The organism is Brevibacillus sp. SIMBA_040 (assembly GCF_046535075.1).
GTDB lineage: Bacteria > Bacillota > Bacilli > Brevibacillales > Brevibacillaceae > Brevibacillus.
In genome coordinates this window covers 58,656-84,904 of the sequence record NZ_JAWRXI010000017.1, presented here as the reverse complement: position 1 = coordinate 84,904, position 26,249 = coordinate 58,656, and the positions used below count along the sequence as shown (strand labels likewise).

At 46.1% G+C, this 26,249-nt stretch carries 21 protein-coding genes and 4 pseudogenes; 22 read left to right on the top strand and 3 right to left on the bottom strand.

Annotated features, from left to right (window positions below; genetic code table 11):
- Nucleotides 1–541 precede the first annotated feature (541 nt).
- From SB752_RS24395 to SB752_RS24355, 9 genes and pseudogenes are all read left to right on the top strand, one after another.
- Nucleotides 542–2,410, top strand: a complete 1,869-nt coding sequence (locus SB752_RS24395) for a leucine-rich repeat domain-containing protein (protein WP_410718105.1) — start codon at nucleotides 542–544, stop codon at nucleotides 2,408–2,410.
- Nucleotides 2,411–2,604: 194 nt separating this feature from the next.
- Complete coding sequence (locus SB752_RS24390; RefSeq protein WP_410718104.1) at nucleotides 2,605–3,441, top strand: hypothetical protein; 837 nt, start codon at nucleotides 2,605–2,607, stop codon at nucleotides 3,439–3,441.
- A 128-nt stretch (nucleotides 3,442–3,569) separates the two neighbouring features.
- Entirely contained in the window at nucleotides 3,570–4,061 is a 492-nt protein-coding gene (locus SB752_RS24385) for an RrF2 family transcriptional regulator (protein WP_410718103.1), read from the top strand.
- Between the two features lie 57 nt (nucleotides 4,062–4,118).
- On the top strand, nucleotides 4,119–5,036 hold the full coding sequence (locus SB752_RS24380) for an NAD(P)/FAD-dependent oxidoreductase (RefSeq protein WP_410718102.1): 918 nt from the start codon (nucleotides 4,119–4,121) through the stop codon (nucleotides 5,034–5,036).
- A gap of 29 nt (nucleotides 5,037–5,065) precedes the next feature.
- Nucleotides 5,066–5,668, top strand: a complete 603-nt coding sequence (locus SB752_RS24375) for a class I SAM-dependent methyltransferase (protein WP_410718101.1) — start codon at nucleotides 5,066–5,068, stop codon at nucleotides 5,666–5,668.
- Nucleotides 5,669–5,687: 19 nt separating this feature from the next.
- A pseudogene (locus tag SB752_RS24370) lies at nucleotides 5,688–5,960 on the top strand (SRPBCC domain-containing protein); the annotation flags it as partial.
- 277 nt (nucleotides 5,961–6,237) lie between these two features.
- Nucleotides 6,238–7,470: a peptidase T gene (gene pepT / locus SB752_RS24365; protein WP_410718100.1), complete on the top strand. Its 1,233-nt coding sequence runs from the start codon at nucleotides 6,238–6,240 to the stop codon at nucleotides 7,468–7,470.
- Nucleotides 7,471–7,662: 192 nt separating this feature from the next.
- Nucleotides 7,663–8,199, top strand: coding sequence for a pyridoxamine 5'-phosphate oxidase family protein (locus SB752_RS24360; protein WP_410718099.1), 537 nt, complete (start codon nucleotides 7,663–7,665; stop codon nucleotides 8,197–8,199).
- Between the two features lie 3 nt (nucleotides 8,200–8,202).
- Nucleotides 8,203–8,348: pseudogene (locus tag SB752_RS24355) on the top strand (YggS family pyridoxal phosphate-dependent enzyme); the annotation flags it as partial.
- A 50-nt stretch (nucleotides 8,349–8,398) separates the two neighbouring features.
- On the opposite strand, the pseudogene pdxR reads toward SB752_RS24355, so the two are convergent.
- Nucleotides 8,399–9,806: pseudogene (gene pdxR / locus SB752_RS24350) on the bottom strand (MocR-like pyridoxine biosynthesis transcription factor PdxR).
- Between the two features lie 295 nt (nucleotides 9,807–10,101).
- Here pdxR and SB752_RS24345 point away from each other — a divergent pair.
- The 5 genes and pseudogenes from SB752_RS24345 to SB752_RS24325 all read left to right on the top strand — a co-directional run bounded on the left by SB752_RS24345 (nucleotide 10,102) and on the right by SB752_RS24325 (nucleotide 14,150).
- Nucleotides 10,102–11,244, top strand: coding sequence for a serine hydrolase (locus SB752_RS24345; protein ID WP_410718098.1), 1,143 nt, complete (start codon nucleotides 10,102–10,104; stop codon nucleotides 11,242–11,244).
- 57 nt (nucleotides 11,245–11,301) lie between these two features.
- Nucleotides 11,302–11,451, top strand: a pseudogene (locus SB752_RS24340) (peptidase M28); the annotation flags it as partial.
- Nucleotides 11,437–11,583 carry a hypothetical protein gene (locus SB752_RS24335; RefSeq protein ID WP_410718141.1) on the top strand — a complete coding sequence of 49 codons (147 nt, stop codon included), beginning with the start codon at nucleotides 11,437–11,439 and terminating at the stop codon, nucleotides 11,581–11,583. The pseudogene SB752_RS24340 and the gene SB752_RS24335, both read left to right, overlap by 15 nt.
- Nucleotides 11,584–11,696: 113 nt before the next feature.
- Nucleotides 11,697–13,181, top strand: coding sequence for an aminotransferase-like domain-containing protein (locus tag SB752_RS24330; RefSeq protein WP_410718097.1), 1,485 nt, complete (start codon nucleotides 11,697–11,699; stop codon nucleotides 13,179–13,181).
- Nucleotides 13,182–13,208: 27 nt separating this feature from the next.
- On the top strand, nucleotides 13,209–14,150 hold the full coding sequence (locus SB752_RS24325) for a D-alanine--D-alanine ligase (RefSeq protein WP_410718140.1): 942 nt from the start codon (nucleotides 13,209–13,211) through the stop codon (nucleotides 14,148–14,150).
- Between the two features lie 291 nt (nucleotides 14,151–14,441).
- Here SB752_RS24325 and SB752_RS24320 read toward each other — a convergent pair whose 3' ends face one another.
- A complete protein-coding gene (locus SB752_RS24320; protein ID WP_410718096.1) occupies nucleotides 14,442–14,705 on the bottom strand; it encodes a hypothetical protein in 264 nt (87 codons plus the stop codon).
- A 49-nt stretch (nucleotides 14,706–14,754) separates the two neighbouring features.
- On the opposite strand from SB752_RS24320, the gene SB752_RS24315 reads away from it, so the two are divergent.
- The 7 genes from SB752_RS24315 (at nucleotide 14,755) to SB752_RS24285 (ending at nucleotide 21,296) form a co-directional block, all read left to right on the top strand.
- Entirely contained in the window at nucleotides 14,755–15,666 is a 912-nt protein-coding gene (locus SB752_RS24315) for an SDR family oxidoreductase (RefSeq protein ID WP_410718095.1), read from the top strand.
- Nucleotides 15,667–15,873: 207 nt separating this feature from the next.
- On the top strand, nucleotides 15,874–16,851 hold the full coding sequence (locus tag SB752_RS24310) for a LacI family DNA-binding transcriptional regulator (protein ID WP_410718094.1): 978 nt from the start codon (nucleotides 15,874–15,876) through the stop codon (nucleotides 16,849–16,851).
- 216 nt (nucleotides 16,852–17,067) lie between these two features.
- Nucleotides 17,068–18,177 carry an IS200/IS605 family element RNA-guided endonuclease TnpB gene (tnpB, locus tag SB752_RS24305; RefSeq protein ID WP_410718139.1) on the top strand — a complete coding sequence of 370 codons (1,110 nt, stop codon included), beginning with the start codon at nucleotides 17,068–17,070 and terminating at the stop codon, nucleotides 18,175–18,177.
- Between the two features lies 1 nt (nucleotide 18,178).
- Entirely contained in the window at nucleotides 18,179–18,916 is a 738-nt protein-coding gene (locus tag SB752_RS24300; protein ID WP_410718138.1) for a YczE/YyaS/YitT family protein, read from the top strand.
- 234 nt (nucleotides 18,917–19,150) lie between these two features.
- Entirely contained in the window at nucleotides 19,151–19,633 is a 483-nt protein-coding gene (locus SB752_RS24295) for a PTS sugar transporter subunit IIA (protein WP_410718093.1), read from the top strand.
- Entirely contained in the window at nucleotides 19,630–19,914 is a 285-nt protein-coding gene (locus SB752_RS24290; RefSeq protein WP_103109282.1) for a PTS sugar transporter subunit IIB, read from the top strand. Before SB752_RS24295 ends, SB752_RS24290 begins: the two co-directional genes overlap by 4 nt.
- Before the next feature lie 32 nt (nucleotides 19,915–19,946).
- Nucleotides 19,947–21,296, top strand: a complete 1,350-nt coding sequence (locus SB752_RS24285; RefSeq protein ID WP_410718092.1) for a PTS galactitol transporter subunit IIC — start codon at nucleotides 19,947–19,949, stop codon at nucleotides 21,294–21,296.
- Nucleotides 21,297–21,430: 134 nt separating this feature from the next.
- Here the strand turns inward: SB752_RS24285 and ptsP are convergent, their stop codons facing one another.
- Nucleotides 21,431–23,068: a phosphoenolpyruvate--protein phosphotransferase gene (gene ptsP / locus SB752_RS24280; RefSeq protein WP_410718091.1), complete on the bottom strand. Its 1,638-nt coding sequence runs from the start codon at nucleotides 23,066–23,068 to the stop codon at nucleotides 21,431–21,433.
- A 288-nt stretch (nucleotides 23,069–23,356) separates the two neighbouring features.
- Here ptsP and SB752_RS24275 point away from each other — a divergent pair, with 288 nt between their 5' ends.
- Nucleotides 23,357–26,236 (top strand): sigma 54-interacting transcriptional regulator, encoded by a 2,880-nt coding sequence (locus SB752_RS24275; RefSeq protein ID WP_410718090.1) that lies wholly within the window; start codon nucleotides 23,357–23,359, stop codon nucleotides 26,234–26,236.
- Nucleotides 26,237–26,249 lie beyond the last annotated feature (13 nt).

The following is a 26,249-nucleotide window of genomic DNA, read 5'->3' as shown; positions in this document are numbered from 1 at the left end:
CACTGTTTATTTATTAGATGGAGAGGGGGTGAACAGCTTTAGCGTCGGGATGACACCTCCCCCCCGGTTTCGGTCGTTCTACCCTGACTACCGTAATGGTAAGCACCCTTAAATGAAAGAGGTCACCAGGATAGTGTTACTACAATGTTGAATAACGGAGAAAACAATACCCCACTGTAGGGAGACAACGTAAAGAATAGTTCCTTTTTAAGTGTGAAAAAATCAATGTGACCATGCCTACGTTTTACCAGCGCGTAAAGGAATACGAGATGGAGACGAGGCTATGGCGAGGAGGAATTTCATTGCCAGCCGAATTGCGCATGATACGCAAACGGCGAAGAAATCAAGGATTTTGGGGAAATGCACGGAAATATTAAACTCAAATATAGTGAGGTTTCGCATAGCGGCCCAGTCCTGCTGGATCTTATTGATTCTCATAGCTAGCACCTTCCGCAGTTCACCCAATATTACCCAATCCGTGATATGATTTTAAAGACAAGCGAATAAGCTTTAATAGAAAGGGATATTAGGAGGGCGGCCAGTGGAATTCATTAAATTAAATTGTCCCAATTGTCAGGGGGACATTGAATATAAAGAAGGGAAGAAGTTCAAATGCCTGTATTGTGGAACTGAATTATTGTTGAAGGAGAATAACGTCTATTATGTTGACCAGACGATTAATAATTATTATGGAACCACTCCTGCACAAGCACGACCAAAATCGAACTCAACTATCCTTCTTTTGCCGCTCATCATCATTTGTATGGTAGTTGGATATTTCTTTTTGACCAACAATCAAACAGAGTACAGCATCGAAAACGAGGTGCCTGTTCGAACGATGCCTGAAAGCGAAGTTCTCCTATTTTTCCTAAAGGATATTTTTGATAAAGGGGCAGCGATGCCAACAGAAGAGGAAATCGCAACGATCCGCTATTTGTCTGCTTATCGTGATAACGATCAGTGGCACATCGGCTACAGCTTTGATGATCCGTTTACGAATGAGCGAACTGAAATCTCCAACTATGTGATTACGGATAAGCTATTGAATACACAAAGAATCGAACAAAAAGACTTTGAGGCATTTAGCGGGCTATCAGTGTTAAAACTGATGAATGAATACAACATTTCAAAAAATGACCGAGTTAGCTTTCGACATTTACAAGGGTTGAAAAGCTATACAGGCGGCTTTAACGAATCATTTAGTTCGTTTGCACATTATTTTGGCGATAAAGCTAATATCGTAGAACTTTCCACACAAATTCGAAGTAATGAGGAAATGGCTTTATTAGTACAGTTTCCGAATCTGCAGTCGCTTGAAATTTCGTATGTGGATGAGTCTGTTACCGACTTCCATATCCTGAATCAGCTGTCATCATTAAAATCATTGTCTTTAACAGGGATTAATGATTTGAAGTGGCTGTCTTCATTAACTGGATTAACGTCATTAACACTCGATAATAGTGATGCGACAGATTTCAGTTCATTTTATGCGCTAAGTCAATTGCAAAAGTTAAAGCTTACGTTGGTGAGAAATTTAAAAACACTTGATTTTGTACAAAATATGCCAAACCTGCAGTCGCTTGATCTTGAAAATGTTGACATAACGAATGTAGAACTCCTGAGAAATAAGCCATCACTGACGAAGCTGCGGTTAGCTTCTCTCTATCAAGTTGATTCTGTTGAGGTTGTGAATAGTCTGCCGTCACTAACCGAATTGTCAATAACGGGTTACGGTGGCATTGAATCACCAATCACAGCGCCAAATTTAAAGAAAGCGGAATTAAAAGACTCATTCTTACCAAAGTTAGAGGCGCCCGCTTTAAAATCTTTAACGGTTTACATACGCGGGTCGAGTGATAATCTGGATGGGGCAGCTTTAGTGAAATTTCCCCAGTTGGAACAGCTTTCAGTGATGGAGCATGGAGAATTTGTGGGGATTAGTTCTTTAAACCGTCTGCCGAATTTGCAAACATTGAATTTGGATGAGACGTCCTTTTACAGTGAAACGAATGCATTATTCAATTTGCAGCATGTAAAAACGTTAAATTGCAATAAATGTTCGTTTCAATTAAATAGTGACAAGCCTTTTACGAATCATACGCTGGAACATTTAACGTTGAATAACCCATCTTTTCGCATAGGCAATGGAGACTGGGTGCATGAAACAGATAAGATGATGCCTTACTTTGCTGATTTTACGGCTCTGCGTTCATTTACGATGCAAGACACCTCGCTTGGATTATTAAGTTTTATGAAAAATTGGCAGCAAATTGAGGAGCTTCATTTGGAAAATAACGCGATTTCCAATATAGAGCCTTTGCTGAAGCTGCCCAATTTAAAGAAGCTATATATTTTGGGGAATCAAGTGCAAAACAAATCTGTTCTTGGCAAGGGAGTTTTGATTTATTGAGGTAACGGGCTTATTAAAAACAAGACGCTAATGATTGCGCCATAGTTCCCCTGGCAAAAAGCTTAAGTTCAATATGGAGGCAGGGGAACTCAATCAGGTGGAGAATACCCTAACCACTAGATTCAGAACGTTGTCTACTCATGACCAGAGGTAAGAGGTCTCGGCCATATTATGAACGGAGGGAAGCTTGTTTAATGCTTAAGTGGGAGAGCGATATATGGGGAAAGCTTACGGGACCGTACAGTTCCGCAGACAACGTACCTATGTTATTGCAGCAATTAATGCGGCAATATAGCCAGGAAATTTTTGACGATCTCTTTCAGGAGCACTTGTATCACCAAAATACGATATATACAGCTACATATGCGGCAATGCCTTTTTTGGCACAAATAGCGTGTTCTACCTCTGATGCTGAAGTGCGCAAAGAGCTGTTTATAAATTGCGGAATAATCGAGGCAAGTCGGAACGAGCGCGATGAGGACCCATTCCCAGAATCTTGGGCTGAGCTGGTTGAAGAGGCAGGCAGCTCTGTTTGTACTGAATTGTATCGTGAGTACGTAGAGGCTATTGGGAAGCTCAAGACGCTTACAAAGGAAGTATTCTCCTATGCAGCTGATCCTTCCATTGATGAGACGGAGAAACGTTATATTTTTGTGGCGGATGCCGCTTACCGAGGCTCGCATAGTGTCGCCAATATGTTGATGACTTTTATGAACGGTGATGAGTATGTGGCAGTGTGTCCGGCCTGCGCAGCTGATGTATTCATCTGGCCACAAGAAGATAATTCTGCAGAAATCCTTCAAGCCTTTGAACACGACCCTGTCTTTCACACTGACCAGGCATCGCATGTAATCGTTCCGGTCACGTCATTTGCAGATGAAGAAATACGAACATTAGCGGAGCGGGCGGAAGCGATCGGGGAGCAAACATTGGCTAGGCATCTGTATTATTTAGCGGGGGAAACAGTATGTCCATCCTGCCACGAGAAAATTTCTGTTTGGCCGTCTTTGCTTAGCACATTTACAATGTAGAGCGCAAGTTAAGGGGGAACGGCGAAAAGGATCGGATCAAGAATGATATTGCAACTTGGAGTTGAATCATTTATTATGGACACTACAGGTCTGTAATAATGATAATGTTGAGAAGGGAGGAGGGGAGCTTGCAGTTCTCCAAAAGTACAGATTATGCCCTACACGCCTTACTTCATCTCGGAAACTCGGAGCGTTGCAACAATGTAGGGATCAAGGAATTAGCTTCCACACTTGGTGTTTCCGAAAGCTATTTATCCAAAATCATGTCCAAGCTAAGGCAGGATGGAATCGTACGTGCTGTGCCAGGGGTGAACGGCGGTTACGAGCTTGCCAGGTCGGCTGAACAGATTACGTTTCTTGATGTGATTCAAGTGATTGAAGGAAGACAGAAGTTGTTCGAATGCTCCAATACGAATTCGCAGCAGCATCGGTTGTTAGCGGAAGAGGAGACTGCCGGGCGGGATCAGGCTCAGGAGCGTTCAGGAAAGTGCGAATGCTTGGTCCAGAAGGTGATGGAGGGTGCGGAACAGCATCTGCACCAATACTTGCGGGAACACACAATCCAGTCGGTACTGGAAGAGGCTTTCAAGCATGGCAACCATGAGACAAACAAGAAGTGATACACTTCTTGCGTTTTAATTATGGATATCATAGATCTATAGAAGGGTGTGTTAGCGATGGAAAAACAACTTTTCGATGTAGCGATTATTGGAGGCGGACCGGCTGGGTTGAACGCCGCTCTGGTGCTTGGGAGAGCAAGGAAAAAGGTGGCGGTGATCGACGAGGGTCGTCCCCGCAATGCTGTGACTCGCGAGGTCCACGGGTTTCTTACCCGCGATGGAATCAGTCCGAGCGAGTTCCGGCGAATTGCAAAGGAAGAGATCAGCGCTTATCCCTCCGTATCATTCGTGGAGGATACGGCGGTGTCGATCGGGGGAACTGACGGCCGGTTTCAAATTGAGACTGAGCAAGGACAAATCTTTGCAAGCAAAAAAGTATTGTTTACCGTCGGCATGAAGGATCGGCCGTTGGACATTCCGGGATTGGCTGAGGTATACGGGAAAAGCGCTTTCGTCTGCCCGTATTGCGATGGCTGGGAGTTAAGGGATCAGCCGCTTGTCATCATTACGAAGGGGGCTGAGCTTATGCATTTCGCTCCGATCATATCGGGATGGACGAACCGTTTTACCGTCTGCACGAATGGCCCCGATGAACTGACGGATGCCGATCGCGAGGAGCTTCAGCGGAAACAAGTGCCTCTGTTTGACTCGCCGATCCGGCACATCGACTCCAGCCATGGGATCGTTCAGCAAGTCGTTCTTGAAGACGGGACGATTGTTTCATGCAGGGGGATCTTTTTCAAACCGGAGTTGGTTACGGGATCGGATTTGCCGCGAACTATTGGATGCCAGATCACGGAAGCGGGGGAGATCGTCGTCGATGACTTCGGAAAAACGAACGTTCCGGGTGTCTATAGCGCCGGGGATGCAACATCGCGAATGCATCAGGCCATAGCTGCGGCTTCGAGGGGCGCAGTCGTCTCCGCGATGATCAATAATGAGTTAAATACAGAGGCTTGGCGGAGAAACGGATAGATTTTATTCAGGTATAATGGGAGGTACTAGTGGGAAATACGGATAAGTTTGAAATGATAGCAAATATATACGACACTCCTGAAAGAATCCATATAGCAAAGGTATCAGCTGATGCCATTCGTGAATATGTAGTTGACGCTACGGGTAAGAACGCGATTGATTTTGGGTGTGGGACTGGTCTTGTCGGAATGAGCTTGCTAAACGATTTTCATTCTGTGCTTTTTCTAGATACTTCACAAAACATGATTAATCAAATAAGGCAAAAAATTTCCGATTTTGATATTCAGAATGTAGATACATTATGCTTTGATTTTGAAAAGGAAGCTCTATCAGATTTACATGTAGACTATATTTTTATGGCTCAGGTTCTACTCCACATTCATGATGTTGAATTGGTTTTATCAAGATTATTTAATGTGCTAAATGAAGGAGGACAATTACTAATCGTAGATTTTGATAAAAATGAAAAAGTAGTTTCAAATATCGTTCATAACGGATTTGATCAAGTAAAGCTAATGGAAATGATGACGAGAATAGGGTACAGGAATATTCAATCCAAAACTTTTTATAATGGAAGTAAAATATTCATGAGACATGATGCATCTATGTTTATTCTTGATTCTCAAAAATAAACGCAGCAGTTTATGACTGTTTATTATGCACGGTCCAGATGGAGTTGATTATCCCAACACCAACGTTTTTGTCGAGGTTGTTAAATCTGAGCGAATCGTCATCCAGCATGCTGTGTTTCCCCATTTTCTGGCGACAGCAACCTTTGAGGATTTGGATGGTAAGACCAAACTTACTTATAGCACCGTTTTTGAAGAAAATGCGGCTACATTCGATAAGGTAAAAGCATATGTCGTCCCAGGGGGAGAACAGACCATGGTTCGTCTTGGGGAGCATCTGACAAGTATGTCATAGATCTGCTTTTCCAACGAACAGTAGAATAGAGAAAAGCCTACTCTCTTCGAACGAGAAAGTAGGCTTTTTTCGTTGAACGGAATCTCCAATCGCAACCATTTGTTGCTTAGCCTGTAGTCGAGGTCGGGTTCTCTTCTTCCTCCGACCTATCAGTATTCAAATTGAAGCGTCGACAGGGAACGTGGTAAAATTTTTCATGGGATTGTATACCATTTTTCGGTTAATCAACAGGTGTGCTTAGCTACATAACGAATTGCATTGGAGTTGGGATAAGACTATGAAAAACGAGATCATGGATAGATTCATCTCTTACGCACAAGTGAACACACAGTCCGATGAGGATAGCGAAACCTGTCCTTCAACACCAGGGCAGCTAGTGCTTGCCCAAATGCTCGTAGACGAGCTGAAAGCTATAGGTATGCAGGACGTTACGATGGATTCGAACGGTTATGTAATGGCAACCCTTCCAGCCAATACTGATAAAGAGATTCCAACGATCGGTTTTCTTGCTCATATGGATACGGCTACTGATTTCACCGGCGCTGGTGTGAAACCGCAAATCGTAGAAAATTATAACGGACAAGTCATTGTCTTGAACGAAGCGCAGAATATTATGCTATCGCCAGTTGATTTTCCGGAGCTTGCTGGATACATAGGCCACACACTCATAACGACAGACGGTACCACATTACTTGGCGCTGACGATAAAGCCGGTATTGCCGAAATCATGACTGCTATGGCTTATCTGATTCGACACCCAGAACTGAAACACGGGAGAGTACGAGTAGCTTTCACCCCGGATGAAGAAATCGGCAGAGGCCCCGAAAAGTTTGATGTGTCCGCCTTCGACGCAGTGTATGCCTATACGATGGATGGTGGTCCTCTTGGTGGGATTGAGTACGAGAGCTTTAACGCTGCATCAGCCATCATTACTTGCAAAGGGACGAATGTCCACCCTGGTACAGCCAAAGGTAAAATGGTCAATGCTGCTAAAATAGCCATGGAGCTGCATGGCATGCTGCCGGCTGATGAGACTCCTGAGAAGACGGAAGGCTATGAAGGCTTCTATCATCTATCGTCTATTCATGGTGACGTCGAGCAAACCCAGCTTCGTTATTTGATCCGGGAGCACGATCGGAATCGGTTTTTGGAGAGAAAGTCCGAGCTGACTCGTATCGTAGAGGAATTACAGAAAAAATACGGTGATAAGCGAATTGAGCTCGAAATCAAAGACGAATATTTCAACATGAGGGAAAAGATTGAGCCTGTTATGGAAGTAGTGGACATCGCTAAACTAGCGCTAGAAAATCTCGGAATCGTGCCGATTATTGAGCCGATTCGCGGTGGTACGGATGGCTCTCAGCTATCCTACATGGGGTTGCCAACACCGAATATATTCACAGGCGGGGAAAATTACCACGGGCCGTTCGAATATGTTTCGGTTGATAACATGGTGCAGGCAGTGAACACTATCATCGAAATTGTTAAGCTGTATGAACAAAGATCTTAAGAGTGAGCAGTCGAGAAATTACAAAGCAGTTTTGAATAGGTTAAGAACCCTTGGGCTTTTTTGGACCAAGGGTTTTTTCTCTTAACGCAAAATAATATGGATTGCTTAAAACATGCATTTTTGGACGTTTCTATTCATTCCAATGGTTGATAAACTTACCAAATACATTATATACACATAGGAGTGATAACAATGGTTGGGGTACGTTACAAGATACGAGAAGTGTTGGACGAGAGCAAGATTGAGACGTTTTTGCAGCAAGCTCGCATTGGACATCTTGGGATGGTCGATGGTCATCTGCCGTATGTTGTTCCACTCAATTTTGTTTGGACAAATGGGAAGTTATATTTCCATGGCGCCACAGGCGGGAGACGAAATCAGGTTATGGATGCGAATCCAGAGGTTTGTTTTACGGTTTGTGAAGAATACGGAACGATTACCGATCCGGTGCCAGCCAAGACAGACACTGCATATATGAGTGTCATGATTTTTGGAAAAGCACAGCCCATCGCCGATCTGGACGAAGCTACACACATGCTGCAGGAAATGATAAATAAGTATGTACCTGGTTACTATAATCGGCCTTTACCCAAGCAGCACGTAGACAAATACCGATCAGCAGTATTTGGGGGTCCGGTTCAGGTGTACCGTATTGATCCATACCATGTCACCGCAAAAGAAAATCCGATTGAAGAAGAAAAAATGTTCGAACCAGGAAAAAACGTGTAAGAGGGGCAGGCCCTGCATCATCACCTCGTCAAAGAGAACAAGACCATGGATATTCTGGTGCAAATATGAAGAAAGCAAGTTTGGAGCTCCGCCGGAAGGGCCTCATGACGATTGGGAAACTGAATGCTACAAACGAAGAGACCCGGAATGAAAACGCACGCCAGGACGAATAGGGAAGAGGCAGGCGGAGATGCTTGTATCAGATAAGCATCTCCGCAAGACGAGAAATGCCTTCTTCAATGGCAGCTTCATCTACTTTCGCAAAACCTAGTACCCATCCCCTTCGATCGCTTTCCAAGCAATACTTGCTAAGCGGATAAACACGGATTCCTTTTTCAAGCGCTAGGTTCGTCACGGCTTCTTCGTCAAACGATTTATCAGCTTCCAGAAGCACATGCAGCCCTGTTTCGACGCCGCTTAATGTGAAGTGTTCGCTCAGACCCGTCGTGATGATGGCTTTGGTCATAGCTTCATGTCTGCGCCGATATACATTACGGACTCGTCTCATATGGCGCATGAAATGCCCATGCTCGATAAAATGAGTGAGTGTTAGTTGTTCCATAATCGGCAGATGGCGATAGGTCAATGCATGAACCCCAGCAAGCTGACGGATGGCCTCTTTGGGACCGATGATGGCTGATATCCGAATACCAGGAGCAATCATTTTGGAAAAACTCATCATATACAAAGTATTCTGAGGTCGCTGACTGAACAAGGTCGGAAGGGGGTCGCCGCGATAGCGGAATTCGCTGTCGTAATCATCCTCAACAATCCAAACGCGATGCTGGGCAGCCAAATGTAACAATTGTTGCCTGCGAGGCTCCGACATAATGACTCCAACCGCACACTGATGTGATGGTGTAACAAAGACAAGCTTGGAATCAGGGTGAATACGGTCTACACATAGCCCGTTCTCGTCGACCGGAACGGAGACAACTTGCATACGCTGATACTTCATCGCCATCCAGGCAGCAGGGAAGCCAGGATCTTCAACAGAAACGGTATCACCCTCATGTAAAAGGGCCTGGGCGATCAAATCTTAAAAGGATCTGATCGGTACCCACATGAACGCCCCGTTCAAGCGACAAATAACGTTGAATCTGTTCTCGCAGCGGCAGGAATCCATAGGCATCACCGTAAGCCCAACTGTCCAGATCTGTTTCTGTGGAAGCCCGTATAAACGATTGTCTCCAATTCTTTTGAAACTGTTCGTCCAAATAGGGTTCATGTGGACTGAAATCAATCTCAACTTTTCGATTTTCTTTGTCCCCAAACCAACTGTGCAAATGACCGATTGAAGCGTTTAATAAAGGCAATTCGGGGAGGACAGGTCCCTCCTGCCAAGCATCTTCTGAAGGGCGGGTTGCATAAGTCCATTCACTCACTCTTGTCCCGCCACGACGAGAGGTTACGGTATATCCGCGGCTGAATAACTCCTCGTAAACAATTTGTATAGTTGAACGGGAAACGCCAATTAATAGAGCGAGTTCGCGGGATGGGAGCAGCAATTCGCCGGGTGGCCATTTTCTGGTTGTAATATTATGGATAGCCTGGTCTAGCAGCTGCTGCCAGATAGGACGTTCGTCATCGCGGTTTACTTTTAGCATTCATTCACCTTCAGTGTTCTACTGATATTATGGATTGCTATAAACGTTGAGTCGTGACTATTAAATAACAATCCATTGGTTGGTATCCTATCATGACAAACATAGCTTTTACAACACGACATTTCTAGCGATGTGGGGGGTAGAGCTTACTAGATCGCATTCGTTGTAACTGCCTTATGTTAGTATGTGGAAGGAAAGATTCACTCTTCATCCTCACAACATAATAAGAAGAGATGCAAGGAGGATGGAATAGAGAAACTTTCTACACTTCTTGATTAGATAGGAGGAATGGAGAATGAGGAAGAGATTTTGGATTGCAGCGTTGGTGTTTGCTTTTATTTTTACATTCCATTTTGGAAGCGCTTACGCAGCGGAAGAGCATGGCGACTTTTCGGTTGAGGACGATCCGATTGCTCAATTCTTAAAGGAGAATCCTGACAGAGCCTCCCTGTATGTCATTCGCAATGGGGATAAGGTGATCGATTATCACTCGAACCGACAGATGACCCTCGCTAGTACCTCAAAATTGATCATTGCACTTGAGTTCGCCAAACAGGCGGCCAAAGGAAAGATCAATCCCTCGAAAAAGGTGTCGTTGGATGATTTGGCGCTGTTTTACGTGCCCGGGAGTGATGGCAATGCCCATGAAGCTTGGCTGCAGGATATTGAGACGCGTCAAGTGGTTCAGAACGGCAAAGTCAGCTTGCAGGAAGTTGCAAAAGGAATGATCAAGTATAGCTCCAATGCCAACTCAGAGTACTTGTTAATGCTTCTTGGTATTGATAAAGTCAACGATAACCTGGACGAGTTGAACTTTAACAAGCATGAGAAGTTTTTCCCTGCCTTTGCATCCATTGTCTTTGTACCCTACTCCATAATGTCTACTCTGGACCCTGACTTACCATTCGATGAGAGGGTCGATCTAGTCAAAACTCAGCTCAGTAATATGTCACAGAAAAATTTCAATGCCGAGTCGAGCAAAATATTCAAAATATTGCAAAAGTATAAATCTGGTCGTTATAAAGATCAGGTAGTTGAAGATCTATATCCGTGGTACGATTCGGAAATTAACGATTTGATTGTGTCACGTCTACCCAAGGGAACAACGAAAGAGTATGCGACCTTGATGAACAAAATCAACAGCAGAAGCTACCTTTCTGCAAAGGTTCAGAAGGAATTAGATGCGGTCATTGAGAACCCGTTGAAACCCGATAGTCCATTTACTCACGTTGGCTCAAAAGGTGGAAGTACAGCAAAAGTAATTACTATGTCATTTTACTCGACTGATAAAAATGGGAACAAGATAGAGCTGGCCCTTTTTACCAATGGGCTAACGAAAGCAGAGTTTCAGCAAATTTACCAGAATTTGGGTGCGTTTTTGATAGAACGGGTTCAGGATGAGGAGTATTTAGATGATCTGAAGCAATATTTGCAGTAGAAAAATTAGTGAGCAAGCAACCCTACACATAGATAAAGGGGAGAGCGAGTTGAGCTCGGCGTGACCAGTGCGGAACATATTAAAGAATTGGGCATTCGGCAAGGCGATCCGATCGTCCCGATTTGTCCCTTTACAGTGATGGTCAACGACCAGATATATATGGGCAAAGCCTTTGACAATCGCGGAGGTTGTTTGGCGGCGAATACAAAATTGCGCAACTTGTTGTTTGATACTGCGGAAGAAGAAGGAATTCCTTATCCGTTCGGAGCAGCTCCTGGTGTGGGGACAGATGCTGGCGCCGCTCATCTGATCGGCACAGACGATTGGATCAAAACGTAACCAACATACCTCTTTAAGGAAGTGGAGGAACCACCGAAGGATGAAAATTCCAGTGCGGTGGTTCTTTTTTTCTCTCATCTTCCATGCCATCATTATGGAGGGGGCGATGAAGGATGTTCCAGGATTTCAAGCTCGTCGGTGACCGGCCGGTCGCGATACAAGTGAAAGAATACGTCAAACGTTTAATTATAAAAGGGGCTCTTCAGGCAGATCAGAAGCTGCCCTCTACACGTGAAATGAGTGGTCTATTAAAGGTGAGCCGCAATACGGTCATTGCAGCCTATGAGGGCTTGGAGGATGACGGATTTACGTATGCGATTCCCGGCAAAGGCAGCTATGTAGCGGCTATGGTAAACCATTTGGCTGCAGATAACGGAGGAGCTGATGGCTCCGCCACTTGGCAGATCGACTGGAAGGCAAGAATGAACGATTATGCTGTATCGGCTGTTGAGCTGGATATGATGAAGCAAGGCATTCGCGCCAAAAAAGGAACCATCTCGTTCACAAGCATCGCTCCGGATGAGCAGCTGTTTGATCTCGGGGATGTAAGGCGAGCTTTTTTGGACCGGATGGCAATCGAAGGGCAGATGCTGCTTAACTACGGGTATGCAAAGGGCTACAAGCCGCTAATCGATTATCTGATGCGTTATATGGAGAATAAGGGTGTCGATATAAGCGGCAAGGATATGCTGATTACAAGCGGGTTTACTGAAGGCTTTGACATAGTTCTGTCGGCACTGCGTCCTGCTGCACGCCACGGGTCAGCCATTTGTGAAAATCCGACCCACCATACAGCGATTAAAAATTTGAAGCTGCAAGGATTTGAGATTACCGGTATTCCGATGGAGCGTGACGGTATTGATGTGGAGCAGCTGGAGGCGGTATTGAAGAGGCAGACGAACAGCTTTGATCTTGCCTATTTGACACCCTCCTATCACAATCCTACCGGCATCGTCATGTCGCCAGAGAAGCGCAGCGCCGTTATGAAACTAATGATGCGCCATCAGATTCCGGTGATCGAGGATGGATTCAATGAGGAGCTGCGGTATTCGGGAGCGCATGTTGCCCCTTTAATAGCGACAGCAGGGCGAGGGAACGGAGTTATCTATATTGGCAGCTTCTCGAAAGTCCTTTTCCCCGGGTTGAGAGTAGGCTGGGTGCTTGGAGACCGAGCGCTGATCAACACTCTGGAAAGTATTAAGCGTGCCCGTACCATTCATACCTCAACAATCGATCAATCGATTTTGTATCAATATTTACTAAATGGAAATTTCGATAAGTATGTTAAGAAAGCACGTTCAGAGTATAAGCGCAAATATGAGCTGACAAAAGCATGCTGTGAGGCGTATCTTCCAGAGGCGCAGCTGTCTGGTGACGGGGGATTGCATATGTTCCTCACCTTTCCAAAGGGAGTAAATACACGCCTACTGCTCGAAGCTTGCACAAAACAGGGCGTTATTTTTACACCGGGAGACAAGTTTTTTATTCAGGAAGGCGAAGGGACGAATACGTTGCGGCTCGGTTTTTCACGCGTCACGGATGAAAATATCGAGCGGGGTATTCAAATCATCGGCAAACAGGCGCGTAGTTTTCTGTAGGTATAAAAGAAAAAATGAGGTGTCATGATGAGAGTAGGCGTTATTATGGGCGGTATTTCCTCTGAACGTGAGGTTTCTCTGTGGACAGGTCAAGAGATGGTCAAACATCTGGATCGCAGTCGCTACGATGTGGTTCCGATCGTGATCGAGCGGCGAGCTGATTTAATCGCACAGGTTCAGCAGGCAGGCATCGACTTCGCACTACTTGCGCTGCATGGTCAATATGGCGAGGACGGCACAGTGCAGGGAGTGCTGGAGACACTGGACATTCCCTATTCAGGAAGCGGAGTTCTGGCAAGCAGTCTTTGCATGAATAAGCAGCTGTCCAAGATTCTCCTAAAGGCAGTGGGCGTGCATACACCTGCAGGTTTTTGCTGGCAGGGGATGGACGACTATAATCCGCAGGCGGTAGAGCAACTTGGCTACCCGGTTATTGTGAAGCCGAATACAGGGGGATCGAGTATCGGCGTTCAGCCCGTGCAAAATGAAATGGAGCTGCTGCCCGCTGTTCAGGAAGCTTTCGGCTTGGGTCAGGCAATTTTGATTGAGCCCTATATAAAAGGGACGGAGCTGACTTGCCCGATCATGGATGGCGAGGTACTGCCGATTATCGGTATTCGCTCCGCGCATTCGGAGTGGTTTGATTTCAAAGCGAAATACGAGGTGGGTGGGGCTGAGGAGAAAGTCATCCAGCTTCCTCCCGTTATAGAGCAGCGTGTGCGTGAGGCGGCGTTAGCCAGCTATCAGCAGCTACAGTGCAAGGTCTATGCCAGGGTCGATATCATCTTGTCTCAGGATACGCCTTATGTGCTGGAGGTAAATACCTTGCCGGGAATGACCGTAGGCAGCCTTTTTCCGAAGAGTGCAGCAGCAGCGGGGATGACCTATACACAGCTGCTGGACCGTATTATTGCTATCTCGCTTGATGAGCGGAACCAGGAATGGGGGACAGATCGTCATGTATCGTGAAGCGGGTACAGGACAATTTTTGTCCTCGCGTGTACGGGATATCCGACCATCGGGAATTCGCGCTTTTTTGATCTGAATGCAGCGGGTAAAGATACAATCATTCAGGCATTGCGTGAAGGGCGGACGAAAATATACTTCAAATGCCGGTTTGATGAGCCGATCACGTATATGCTGTTTGTTACATGCTAACGGAGTACGAAAGTTTAAAAAACAGAGGCAGTCCAGGACTTTCTTTTCTCGTCCAGGACTGCCTCTGTTTCGCATGTTGGGCCTCTTGTTTTACTCCTATCATCAAACAACGGAATGAGCCTCCCGATTAGACAATAACCCTCCTACCAAGATCTGAAGCTCGCCAGCTCGCGGGTGCTCAACGATGTAGTCACCTAACAGGTTAAAGGATACAAAAGCTGTCACGCTGCTGCTCGCTTTTTTATCGAGCTTAGAATCGCCAAAAACATGCAGGAAGAATGGATCTCTGGCAAATGACTTGCTCATGAGCGATACGAATAAAGTTTTTTCCGACTGACCCATGATAAATATGACATAAGCTGACATGTTTTAAACCGTACAATAAGGGGGAGATCAGCGAAAGGAGCGACAAATCATGAAACCTTTAGAGGGAAAAGTAGCTTTGGTAGCAGGTGCAACACGAGGAGCGGGTAGAGGAATCGCAATTGAATTAGGAGCGGCTGGGGCAACGGTATATGTGACGGGGCGCACGACAAGGGCACAACGCTCCGAGTACAATCGTCCTGAAACGATTGAAGAAACCGCCGAGCTAGTAACGAACGCGGGTGGACGAGGGATAGCTGTTCAAGTAGATCATCTGCAGCCCGAGCAGGTACAGGCGCTCGTCGCGCGGATTGAGGAAGAACAGGGCAGATTGGACATCCTGGTCAACGATGTGTGGGGTGGCGAATATTTGACACAGTGGAACGTGCCCGTCTGGGAGCACTCCCTTGAGCGCGGGTTTCGCCAGCTTCGGTTAGCGATTGACACACATATTATTACAAGCCACTACGCGCTACCTTTGTTAATACGCAACGAGAACGGTCTGGTTGTGGAGATAACAGATGGAACGGCAGAATACAACGACAACCACTATCGTTTATCGCTGTTCTACGATCTGGCAAAGTCGTCTGTCATTCGCATGGCGAAGTCTTTAGCCCATGAGCTTTCTCCCTATAAATGCACGGCTGTAGCATTGACTCCGGGATGGATGCGGTCGGAAATCATGCTTGAGCATTTTGGTGTTGAGGAGAAAAACTGGCGAGACGCTACTGCTCAGGAGCCTCATTTTGTCATTTCTGAATCCACGCATTTTGTTGGACGCGCTGTCGCTGCACTGGCAAAAGATCCGGAGGTCGGGCGATGGAACGGACACTCTGTTTCCAGCGGTCAGCTCGCGCAAGTGTATGGTTTTTATGACCTTGACGGCTCACAGCCTGATAGCTGGCGGTATATCGTAGAAGTGCAGGAAGCAGGAAAGCCGGCGGATGCTTCTGGATATCGTTAAGCGCAAATAAAATAACCCAAATTCAAACGACTTGTAGAGCTTACCAGGTGGTAGCGTCAGTCTAAGACTTCATTTTTCGGTCTGTGGCTGCCGCTGCCTGGCTGCGAAGAAAATAGTGTGTAGAATTTTCTTGCAATTAAGTTTTTAGCATGATATATTCTACAACAACGGTTAAACGTTTAACCTACCAGTGGCAAGGAGGGGCAAATGGCTACTTTAAAAGACATTGCAAAGCATGCTAACGTAAGCGTTTGTACCGTTTCCAGATATTTAAGCTCCGATATGACCGTGAAAAAAGAAACCGAGGAAAGAATACAGTTTGCCATCAAAGAGCTTGGATATGTACGAAATGTGGTGGCAAAAGCACTGAAACGGAAGGAAACCTATAATATAGCTGTTATCCTGCCGAAGATTAACAACCTATATTATTCCGAGATCACGTCTGGCATCAGTCAAACATTAGGGAAGCACCATTATAATCTCTACATATACGAAGTTGATAATCTGAATTTGAGTGAAGACGAAATCCTTCAGCTAATGCGTGAAAATATGATCGCAGGCATTATTTTTATTGGCCTATTTTCTGATACCTCTTTTCAGGAAAGCATTCACAGCGCTTTGGAATGGGAAATTCCCGTTGTATATGCCAACAGATGCATTCCGTACGACGGATATCCACTGTTGTACCCCGATTTAATTCAAGCAAGCAAGCTGGGTGTCGAGTATTTGTACTCAAAAGGCAAGAATCGGATCGCTCTCGTTCATAAGCAATTGCCTGACCATCTGCTTGCCTACTTTTTAGATGGTTTCGATGCGTCGAGCAAAAGCGAGGAGAAGCCCCTGTTGATGGAAATCACAGACGGGATGGACTTGCCAAAAGACTTGGTTCCAGCTCTTCAAGAAAACCAGATTGATGGCGTATTTGTCCTGAATGAATTGAGTGCCGTTTATTTGACCAAGGCATTGGTGGAAGCGAATATTCGTATACCTGAGGATATGGCTGTATTGAGCTTGGGGAATTCACTCATCTCGCAAATTTCTACCCCAGAGCTTACTTGTGTAGACTTGCAAAACAGAGAATTAGGGATCAGAAGTGCGGAGATTATTTTAAGCCAGATTCGAAAACAAGAGTTTGAACCGATCACTGTATTGGAACCGTTTATTGTAGAGCGGAGATCGGCATAGATAGCATAAGACCAACGATTTTAAAAAAGAAGAAGAGGACAAAGTAAGTTTTTTATACACCTTTAGTTAAACGTTTAACTCTTTTCTAACAGCTTCCTTCGATAAGTCCAGAGCTTAGCTCTACTTATATATCAAAACTGTTATCGGCTTTTTTTGTAGGAGACCGAACATTTGTGCTACAATCATAGGAAACTACTTCCAAAGGAGGTGATTTCCATCCTCGTTCACAAAGCCTTTCGCTTTCGCATCTATCCTTCACCTGAACAAGCTGCACTCATCCATAAGAATATGGGATGCTCTCGCTTTGTTTTTAATCACTTCGTAGCAAAATGGAACGAAACCTTTCAAGAGACAGGTAAAGGCTTGTCGTATCATTCTTGTGCGATCCAAATCCCCACCTTGAAGAAACACTTTCCGTGGCTAACAGAAGCAGAGAGTACCGCGTTGCAATCGGCTGTGCGAAACGTTTCAGATGCTTTCGAACGCTTCTTTCGTAAACAAAACGACAAGCCTCGTTTAAAAAGTCGAAAAAATCCTGTACAATCCTACACGACCAAACACACAAATGGTAATATTGCTATCGCAGGCAATCAACTCAAATTGCCCAAGCTCGGATGGATTCATTTTGCTAAATCACGTAATATCGAAGGGCGCATCCTCTCCGTTACCGTTAGGCGAAATGCCACAGACAAATACTTCGTCGCCATCCTTTGTGAATGCGATGTTCAGCCTCTTCCCCAAAAAGACAATGCGATCGGCATAGATCTGGGTCTGAAGGAGTTTGCGGTCTGTTCCAACGGCGAAGTCATTGCCAATCCGAAACATCTGAAGAAACGAGAAAAACAACTGGCACGCTGGCAACGTATCTTGGCTCGTCGGAAGCAAGGTGGTTCCAATTGGCATCGTGCCAAGAAAAAAGTTGCCTTGATCCATGAGAAGATTGCCCATTCGCGGCAAGACTTCTTGCACCAAATTACCTCGAAGTGGATTCGTGAAAACCAAACCATCTGCCTCGAAGATTTGCAAGTCGTCCATATGGTAAAGAATCACAAACTGGCAAAAGCAATCTCAGAAGTATCATGGGCAACGTGTCGCACGATGCTGGCGTACAAAGCGAAATGGTATGGTCGCACGATCAGTGTTGTGGCGAAAAACTACCCATCCAGTCAGCTTTGCTCAGTATGTGGGTATCGCAACACAGATGTGAAGAATCTGTCGTTACGAGAATGGGAGTGTCCATCCTGCGGAAGGTATCATGACCGTGACCACAACGCAAGTATGAACATTCAGCAAGAAGGCTTACGCTTGTTGGCAATCGTCAACTAAACTGTCGGAACGGCAGGGATCGCTTGCTAATAAAGAGGGGATACACCTCTGTTCGCAAGAATCCCCCACCATAGGCGCTTACAACGTAGGTGGTGGGAATGTTCAATTAGTTGGTATTTATATTTTGACTCTTGGCATTAGCTTGGCGATCCGGGCAGGCATTGGTATCTCTCCTCAGAGCAGTTTGACGAGGACGATGACGGTGATTTTTCCTGAGTTTTCGCAAGGAACGTACTCTTTTCTTCTGGAGCTCCTCATGCTGTTTCTCGCTTATGTAGTGATGCCCAAGGACTTTAAATTAAAGTACTTTGCTGGATTGATTCCGGCCTTGGCGCTCAGCTTGTTTTTGGACCTGAACCTACTTATCACCAGCTTTATCAAGCTGGATGTATATGCTGCAAAGGTTATGCTTCTCGTCGTAGCTGATGCAGCGTTAGCGTTTGGATTATTCCTGATGATTCAGGCGAACCTCGTTCTGATCCCTGTTGATTTGTTTGTGAATACGCTGTTTAAGAAAACGAAGAAAAAATGGGGAAATATAAAAACAGCTTTCGATTGTTCCTTGCTTGTCGTATCAGCATGTATCGGACTGATTTTCTTGAGTGAAATTATGTTCATTCGTGAGGGTACCATCATTAATGCTATTTTGGTTGGGCAATATATCAAATTGTATACCTATCTCTTTAAGAAAGCGAAGACTGGCAATACATTTGATGATGTAAACATTATTAAGAAGTAGCAGGAGAAGAGCTTGCCAAACTAGCCGACCTAATAAGGTCGGTCTTTTTCATGCACCCAGTATAATGGAGCGGGTAAGAACAAAATCACCCACAAACCCTGCTGGATATAATGTGTAAGAATCGTTAGAAATTGTGTAAAATGACGTGAACGCTTGCTACAAGTGACGTTTCACGTTTTTTTAGGTTGGCATAGCATTTGCAAAAGGTAAGGATAGAGGAGGTGCAATAAAATAGTGAGTTTGTCAGAATATATTGGTAAGGACCATATCCGCATATTTGAAGAATCAGTGGACCAAGCGGAAGTGTTGCATCAATTGGGAGACATGTTGATTCAGACGGGTGCAATTAGTATCGAGTATATGGAAGCAGTGCGTAAACGCGAACAAGCATTTCCCACCGGATTATACACGGGAGAAGTGAATGTCGCGATCCCGCATGCGGATCCTGAGAACTACGTCAAGCAACCCGCAATTGCACTTGGTGTGGCACGAAAAGGAGTAGCGTTTCGTAACATGGCTGACCCAACAGACGATATTTCGGTACAATTGGTGTTTTTACTTGCACCGGAACGGGGAGAAACACAGCTGGTCATTCTGGAACAGATCATGAATCTGATACAAGATCAGGCAAATATGCGACAAATTATGGATGCACAGGGAACAGAAGACGTCTGGAACGTACTGGGCCAACTGGTGCAAGTGGAGGAGAAACTATGAACAAGAAAAAAGTACTTGTGATTTGTGGGACAGGAGTAGCAACATCGACGATAGTGATGCAAAAATTGAAAGCGTTTTTACGGGACAAAAGCATCGAAGCAACGTTGGAACAATCCAAGGTCAGTGACGTTTTGAACAAAGCGGGTCAATATGATCTGATTATTTCCACAACAGCAGTACCCCCTTCCATGGTCGATAAAGTTATCAATGCTGTGCCTTTGTTAACGGGGATCGGGAAAGAGCAAGTATATGATGAAATAGAAGCAAGACTAAAAATGTAATGTGACTATCTGCCTTTCAGAGGAGGTTCACTATGGACGTTATCAAATACCTCGTTGACCTTGGCCCTTCGGTTGTTTTACCGGTTCTCATCTTCTTGTTTGGGATTATCCTGAAAACGAAGCCAGGTGAAGCCTTCCGTGCTGGCCTTACAGTAGGGATTGGCTTCATTGGGATCAACCTTGTGATCGGCTTGCTAATGGGTAGCTTGGGGCCTGCCGCACAGGATATGGTGAAAAATTTGGGAATCCAGCTTACGATTATTGATGTGGGCTGGCCAGCTACATCGGCGATTGCATTCGGCTCGGCAGTAGGCGCACTTGCGATTCCGATCGGACTTGCTGTCAATCTCGGGATGCTTGTATTAGGCTTGACCCGAACGCTCAATATCGATTTGTGGAATCTGTGGCATATCGCTTTTACGGGTTCATTGGTTGCTGTCATGTCCAACAACATTACGCTTGGCATCCTGACTTCAATCGCTCACGCAATCATCCTGCTCGTCCTGGCGGATCTGACGTCCAAGCATGTCTCCAGCTACTATGGATATGCGAACATTTCGTTTACACACGGAACTGCGACGCCATACTACTTGATCGCATTGCCACTGGAAAAATTGTTTAACCGTATTCCGGGCTTCCGCAACCTGAAAGCTGACCCTGAGACCATTCAAAAACGCCTAGGGCTTCTAGGGGAATCGACAGTTCTTGGACTCATTTTAGGCTTTATTATCGCCCTTTTGGCAGGTTGGGACTTGCCCAAGGTTCTTGACTTAGGTGTAAAAACAGCAGCGGTTATGCTCATTCTCCCGCGGATGGTAAGTATTTTGATGGAAGGTCTGATGCCGATCTCGGAGGCTGCTGGCGATTTTGTCCGTAAGCGCTTTCCTGGGCGAGAAGTCCACATCGGAATGGATGCAGCATTGGCGGTTGGGCATCCGGCTACCATTGCTGCTTCGCTAGTAATGATTCCGATTGTGCTGGGGTTGGCCGTTTTGATGCCAGGCAACAAAGTGCTTCCTTTCGGTGATCTGGCGACCATTCCATTCATCGTCTGCCTCATGGTGCCGATTTTCAAAGGGAATGTGATCCGGACAGTAATCGGTGCGACCATCTCACTTGCATTCGGTTTGCTGTTAGCGACTTACATTTCACCGCTGTTCACAAAAGCAGCACAGAACGCAGGCTTCAAATTCCCGGATGGCGCCAGTGCGATTTCATCACTCGTGGACGGTGCTGTTCCGACTACCGCGATCTTCCTTTTTGGCGCAAAGTTAGGCTATGTGGGTATTATTGGAATAGCCATTATCGGTTTGATCGTCGCTTACCTGGTACAGCGCAAACATCGAATAGCCGCTGCTAATACGGTTAACAAAGCAATATAACGCGCACTTCAAAAACACCCTGTACGTTGCCTTTGCGCACGTGCAGGGTGTTTCGTTTTGGTATGGCAAGCTGACGAAAAACAGCAGCAGCGATGGACTTTCTTACAAGCCCACGGCTACTGCTGTCTATCCCGTTATTTACTATGAACGACCATCTGTTTAATCTCTTGCTTCATTTTAGGAATAGACGAAGGAGTCATGCTTAATTCGTCAACACCGAGTGCGACCAGCTCTTTGGCATAGTTAGGATCACCGGCCATTTCGCCACAAACTCCGACCCATTTGCCTTGTGCGTGCGCATCCTGTACCACTTTGCCGATCAAACGGAGGATCGCGGGATGACCAGGGTTGTACAGATAGCCTACCTTTTGATTCATGCGGTCAGCAGCAAAGGTATATTGGATCAAGTCATTGGAGCCGATGCTGAAAAAGTCAACATGTGGCGCCAGTTGATCGACAATCAGCGCAGCAGAGGGGACTTCAATCATAATCCCTGTCTCGATTTGTTCAGCGAAAGAAGCTTGTCTTGCTGCTAGCTGCTCTTTGGCCAGCTCCCATAACGCTTTTGCCTCTAGAAGCTCCTCGACAGTCGCGATCATCGGGAACATGACTTTTACATTCCCGAAAAGGGAGGCGCGAAGAATTGCTCGCAGCTGCGTCAAAAACATCTCTTTTTCAGAAAGACACAAGCGGATGGCTCGAAACCCGAGAAACGGATTCTCTTCAGGCTCCATCTGCAGGTACGGTAATTGTTTGTCTCCTCCAATGTCCATGGTGCGAATAATGACTGGGCGTCCCGCCATTTCACGGGCAACTGCCGCGTATGCCTCAAATTGCTCGTCCTCACTGGGCATTTGTTCCCGCTCCAGAAATAAAAACTCCGATCGAAATAAGCCAATCCCGTCTCCGCCGTTTGCAAGTACGGCTTTGCAATCCTCTGGAGTTCCGATGTTGCCCGCCACTTCAATCAACTTGCCGTCTGACGTGTGAGCAGGTGCGTGTGCAGCATCTCGCAGGACTGCTAGTTCTTCTACATATTCCCGCTGCAAGCGCTGGTACCTATTGATTTGCTCGGCATCTGGATTGAGTTGCAGCTCTCCCGTATTCCCATCCAGGGCAAGCGTCGTATCATTTGTGATGTAATCTAAAATGCTGCCACACCCCACAACGGCGGGGATTTGCAGCGTGCGTGCCAAAATGGCGGAGTGACTGGTGGTGCCGCCAATCTCTGTAACAATCCCTTTGACCCATTCCGGTTTCAATCGCGCTGTTTGAGAAGGGGTCAAGTCGTGTGTAATCAGGATGACGGGGCGCTCGATCTGATCTAGCGAAGAATCTGCGATGCCAAGCATTTTCCGCGCAATTTTATCTCGCAGGTCTTTGAAGTCAGCTGCCCGTTCCCGCAAATATTCATCATCCAGTTGTTCAAAAAATGCGATATGTCCTGAAAAGACGTGATAAGCTGCCCAGACTGCATTCTTGTTTTCGCCGCTGATTTCCTTGTCCATCTCTTGTACGAGGGTTGGATCATCCAAAATCATGAGATGGGAGTCGAAGATCGCGCACTCATGCTCACCTATACGCTGTCTCACAGTCTCCCGCGTGACAGCGATTTCAATTTTCACTTGCTCAAGAACCTCACGAAGCTTTTGTTGTTCTAGATCTGCCTGGGCGGCAGCAATCATCTCGCTGGGAATAACCAGCTCCGCCTCTTTCAGTACAAAAACACGTTCTGCTGCATAACCGGGTGAGGCTGCAATTCCTTTTATCATCGTATCCCTCCAGTGCAAAATGGCAAAAAGCATGCAAAAAAGGCCAGGGAAGTACCTCCCTGACCCATGATCCAAAGGATTTGAATACATGTATCATATATTTTCTGACAATGGTCGTCAATGGAAAGGAATAAATTGTGGGAAAAACCTCACAAAAACTACCACAGAATATTCTGGTTTGCTTTCGTATTTGTGGTACGGTAGAAAATGTAGACCGGATTAAAAGGTATTTTACGACTTGAACGGACTGGTATGATACTTGCTTGTAATAGATTGTGGGGGGATGTTATGGAGGAACGCATCAAGCAGATTATTGATCAAGAGGATAAAAAAGTTCCGTATACCGATGAGCAGATTGCGCGTCAGATGGGAATTCGTCGAGATGAGGTAACGCTGCTTCGCCATAAACTCCAGGTTCCCGACTCACGCAAAAGAAGGCAGCCTCTCTTGCTCAAGGATATGGAGAAACTTTTACATTCTTCACCGAACATGACGAGCCGAGAGCTAACGAGCCGTTTGAACGAACAAGGCTTTGATGTATCTCGTTTCATGGTTCATCAATTACGAAGCAAAATGGAAGCGTTCTCAGGTGAAACTCCAAACATAGATGACCATGCTCGCCAAAAAACGCGGAAGGCCAGCCAGGCGGTTACCTTCGCCAGTCTGATAGGAGCAAAGAGTACGCTGAAAGCGGCTATTCAACAAGCGCAAGCAGCAGTTCTCTATCCACCACACGGACTTCATACTCTCTTTTTTGGAGCGACAGGTGTGGGCAAGAGCCGAATGGCGGAAGCGATGTACCAATTTGCAATCGAGCAGCAGGTGATGAAGAAAAACGCACCATTTGTTATTTTTAACTGCGCCGATTATGCCAAAAATCCGCAGCTGTTGCTTTCCCAGCTATTCGGGTATGTAAAGGGAGCGTTTACTGGTGCCCAGCAAGATAAGCCCGGGTTAGTGGACCAGGCAGACGGTGGAATTCTGTTTTTGGATGAAATTCATCGATTGCCGCCGGAAGGGCAGGAAAATCTCTTTTATCTGATCGACAAAGGCGTATATCGACGTTTGGGAGAGGTCCAGTTCCAGCAAAAGGCGACCATACTGATCGTCGGTGCGACGACAGAGGCCCCCGAATCAAGCCTGTTGTTGACGTTGCGTAGACGGATTCCCATGACGATAGAGCTACCCTCTCTCTCCGAATGGACACAACAGGAGCGTCTATCTCTGATTTTCCATTATTTGAATGAAGAGACAGACCGTATTGGCAGAGAGGTTGTCGTCCAAAAGGATGTGATCGCCTCCCTTTTGACCTATGATTGTCCTGCAAATATGGGGCAGCTGCACAGTGATATTCGTGTCTTGTTGGCGAAAGCCTTTTTGAAAACGATTCATCAGGTCGAAAAGGCGGCTGTTCAGGTCGATCGATATGATTTGCCTATGCACGTCGCCAGTCACCAGCAATCAGCCGAGCTGGCACCAGAGCTGCCAATGCTAAAAAAAGACCAGTTCCTATTTGTCCCCGGCCAACGCTCCGATCTGGTGGGAGCAGAGATAGTCGAGGATTCTCCCCAGCATCTCTATGATTGGGTGGTAGAGCGCTATCAAAATCTCAAAAATCAAGGTCAAAGCGAAGAATTGATCGAGCTCATCGTAAACAAGGAACTGGATACACGGATGGAGCCATTCACAGGCGAAGAAGAAAAACGCTCGCTGCGCTTGCAGCAGCTGGTCAAACTAGTCGGGGATCAGGTTGTTCAAGCTGTGGAACAAATGCTCTGGATCGCGGAGCGCCACATTACCCTGGATTACCAACGGATCTCCTATGCTCTCGCCATTCATTTGCATGGACTGTTGGAGAGATGGCCGGATACGAAAGAAATGGATAGCTGGATCGAAACTGATCAGGAGTCGATGGAGTTCAAAGTAGCGCTGGAAATGGCAAAGGTGATCCAAACCAGCTATGGAATATCATTGCCTGTAAAAGAAGTGTCTGTTCTCGCCATGTACGTCAAGCAGTGCTCGATCTATACAGAGCCGAAGCCAATGATTGGTGTAATCATCACTTCGTATGGACTGGTAGCCAAAAGCATGGTCGACGTCGCTTCCCGCCTGTTTGAACGAAAGCATGCACAGGCAGTCGAGCTGTATTGGAACGATGATCTGGCTGTGTCAGTCGAGCGAATCAGTACAATGATCCAGCAAGCGGATCAAGGAGAAGGGGTCATTTTGCTGGCAGATATGGGGAGCAATCTGCTGAGTGAAGAGGAATGGAATAGGCGAAGCGGTGTACGAGTAAAGGTCCTGCCCAATGTGACGACTACTCTCGTGATCGAGGTCATCAGAAAATGTCTCTACTCCAGTGAATCGCTTGAGCAAATCGTGGACCAGAGCCAACACTTGCCTGTCAAATCTCTTCATTCGATCCAGTCGCTCGCCCCCAAGCCAGTAGCGATTGTTACCATTTGCATCACGGGTAAAGGTGCCGCAAAAAGATTGGATCAGCTTTTACAAGAAAAGCTGGAGACTGCTGTGGAGCAGGTCACCATTTTACAGGCAAGCTCGCTTTCGATTCGAAAGCAGTATAAGGAATGGTTGGAGAAGTATCACATCTTTGCTGTTGTCGGTACGGTGAATCCCATGCTGGATGGCATTCCGTTTATTTCGATAAAAGAGATTGTGGACGAGTCCGGCATCAGCTTTATCAAACGATTGTTGCTCGTGGCCAATCGGACACTCCAGCCAGCATTGGTCCCCCGCTCACATGGATTGCGCGATCTACTCTACCCGGAATTGGTCTGTGATGATTTGGAGCTGTCTACGAAGCAGCAGGTGATCACTGTCCTTGCGCAACGGCTGAGAGAGCACGGTTTCGTTGAGGCAGGCTTCGAGGGCAAAGTGTGGGAACGCGAAAAAATAGGGAACACATGCCTGTTTGGAACAGCGATCCCACATGCCGATACGACACAAACGATCAGACCGGGTATCGCGATTGCCAATCTCGCACAGCCAATTGAATGGGAAGCGGGATACTTTGTACGTCAAGTGTTCATGCTTGCCATCACGGAGACATGCCAACTAGCCGTAGAGGAGCTGTACCAATTTTTACACGAGCACGAAGAAGCGAATGTGCCACCTGATTTACAGACCTTCATGAAGCTTGAACAGTAATCGAGGAGGATTT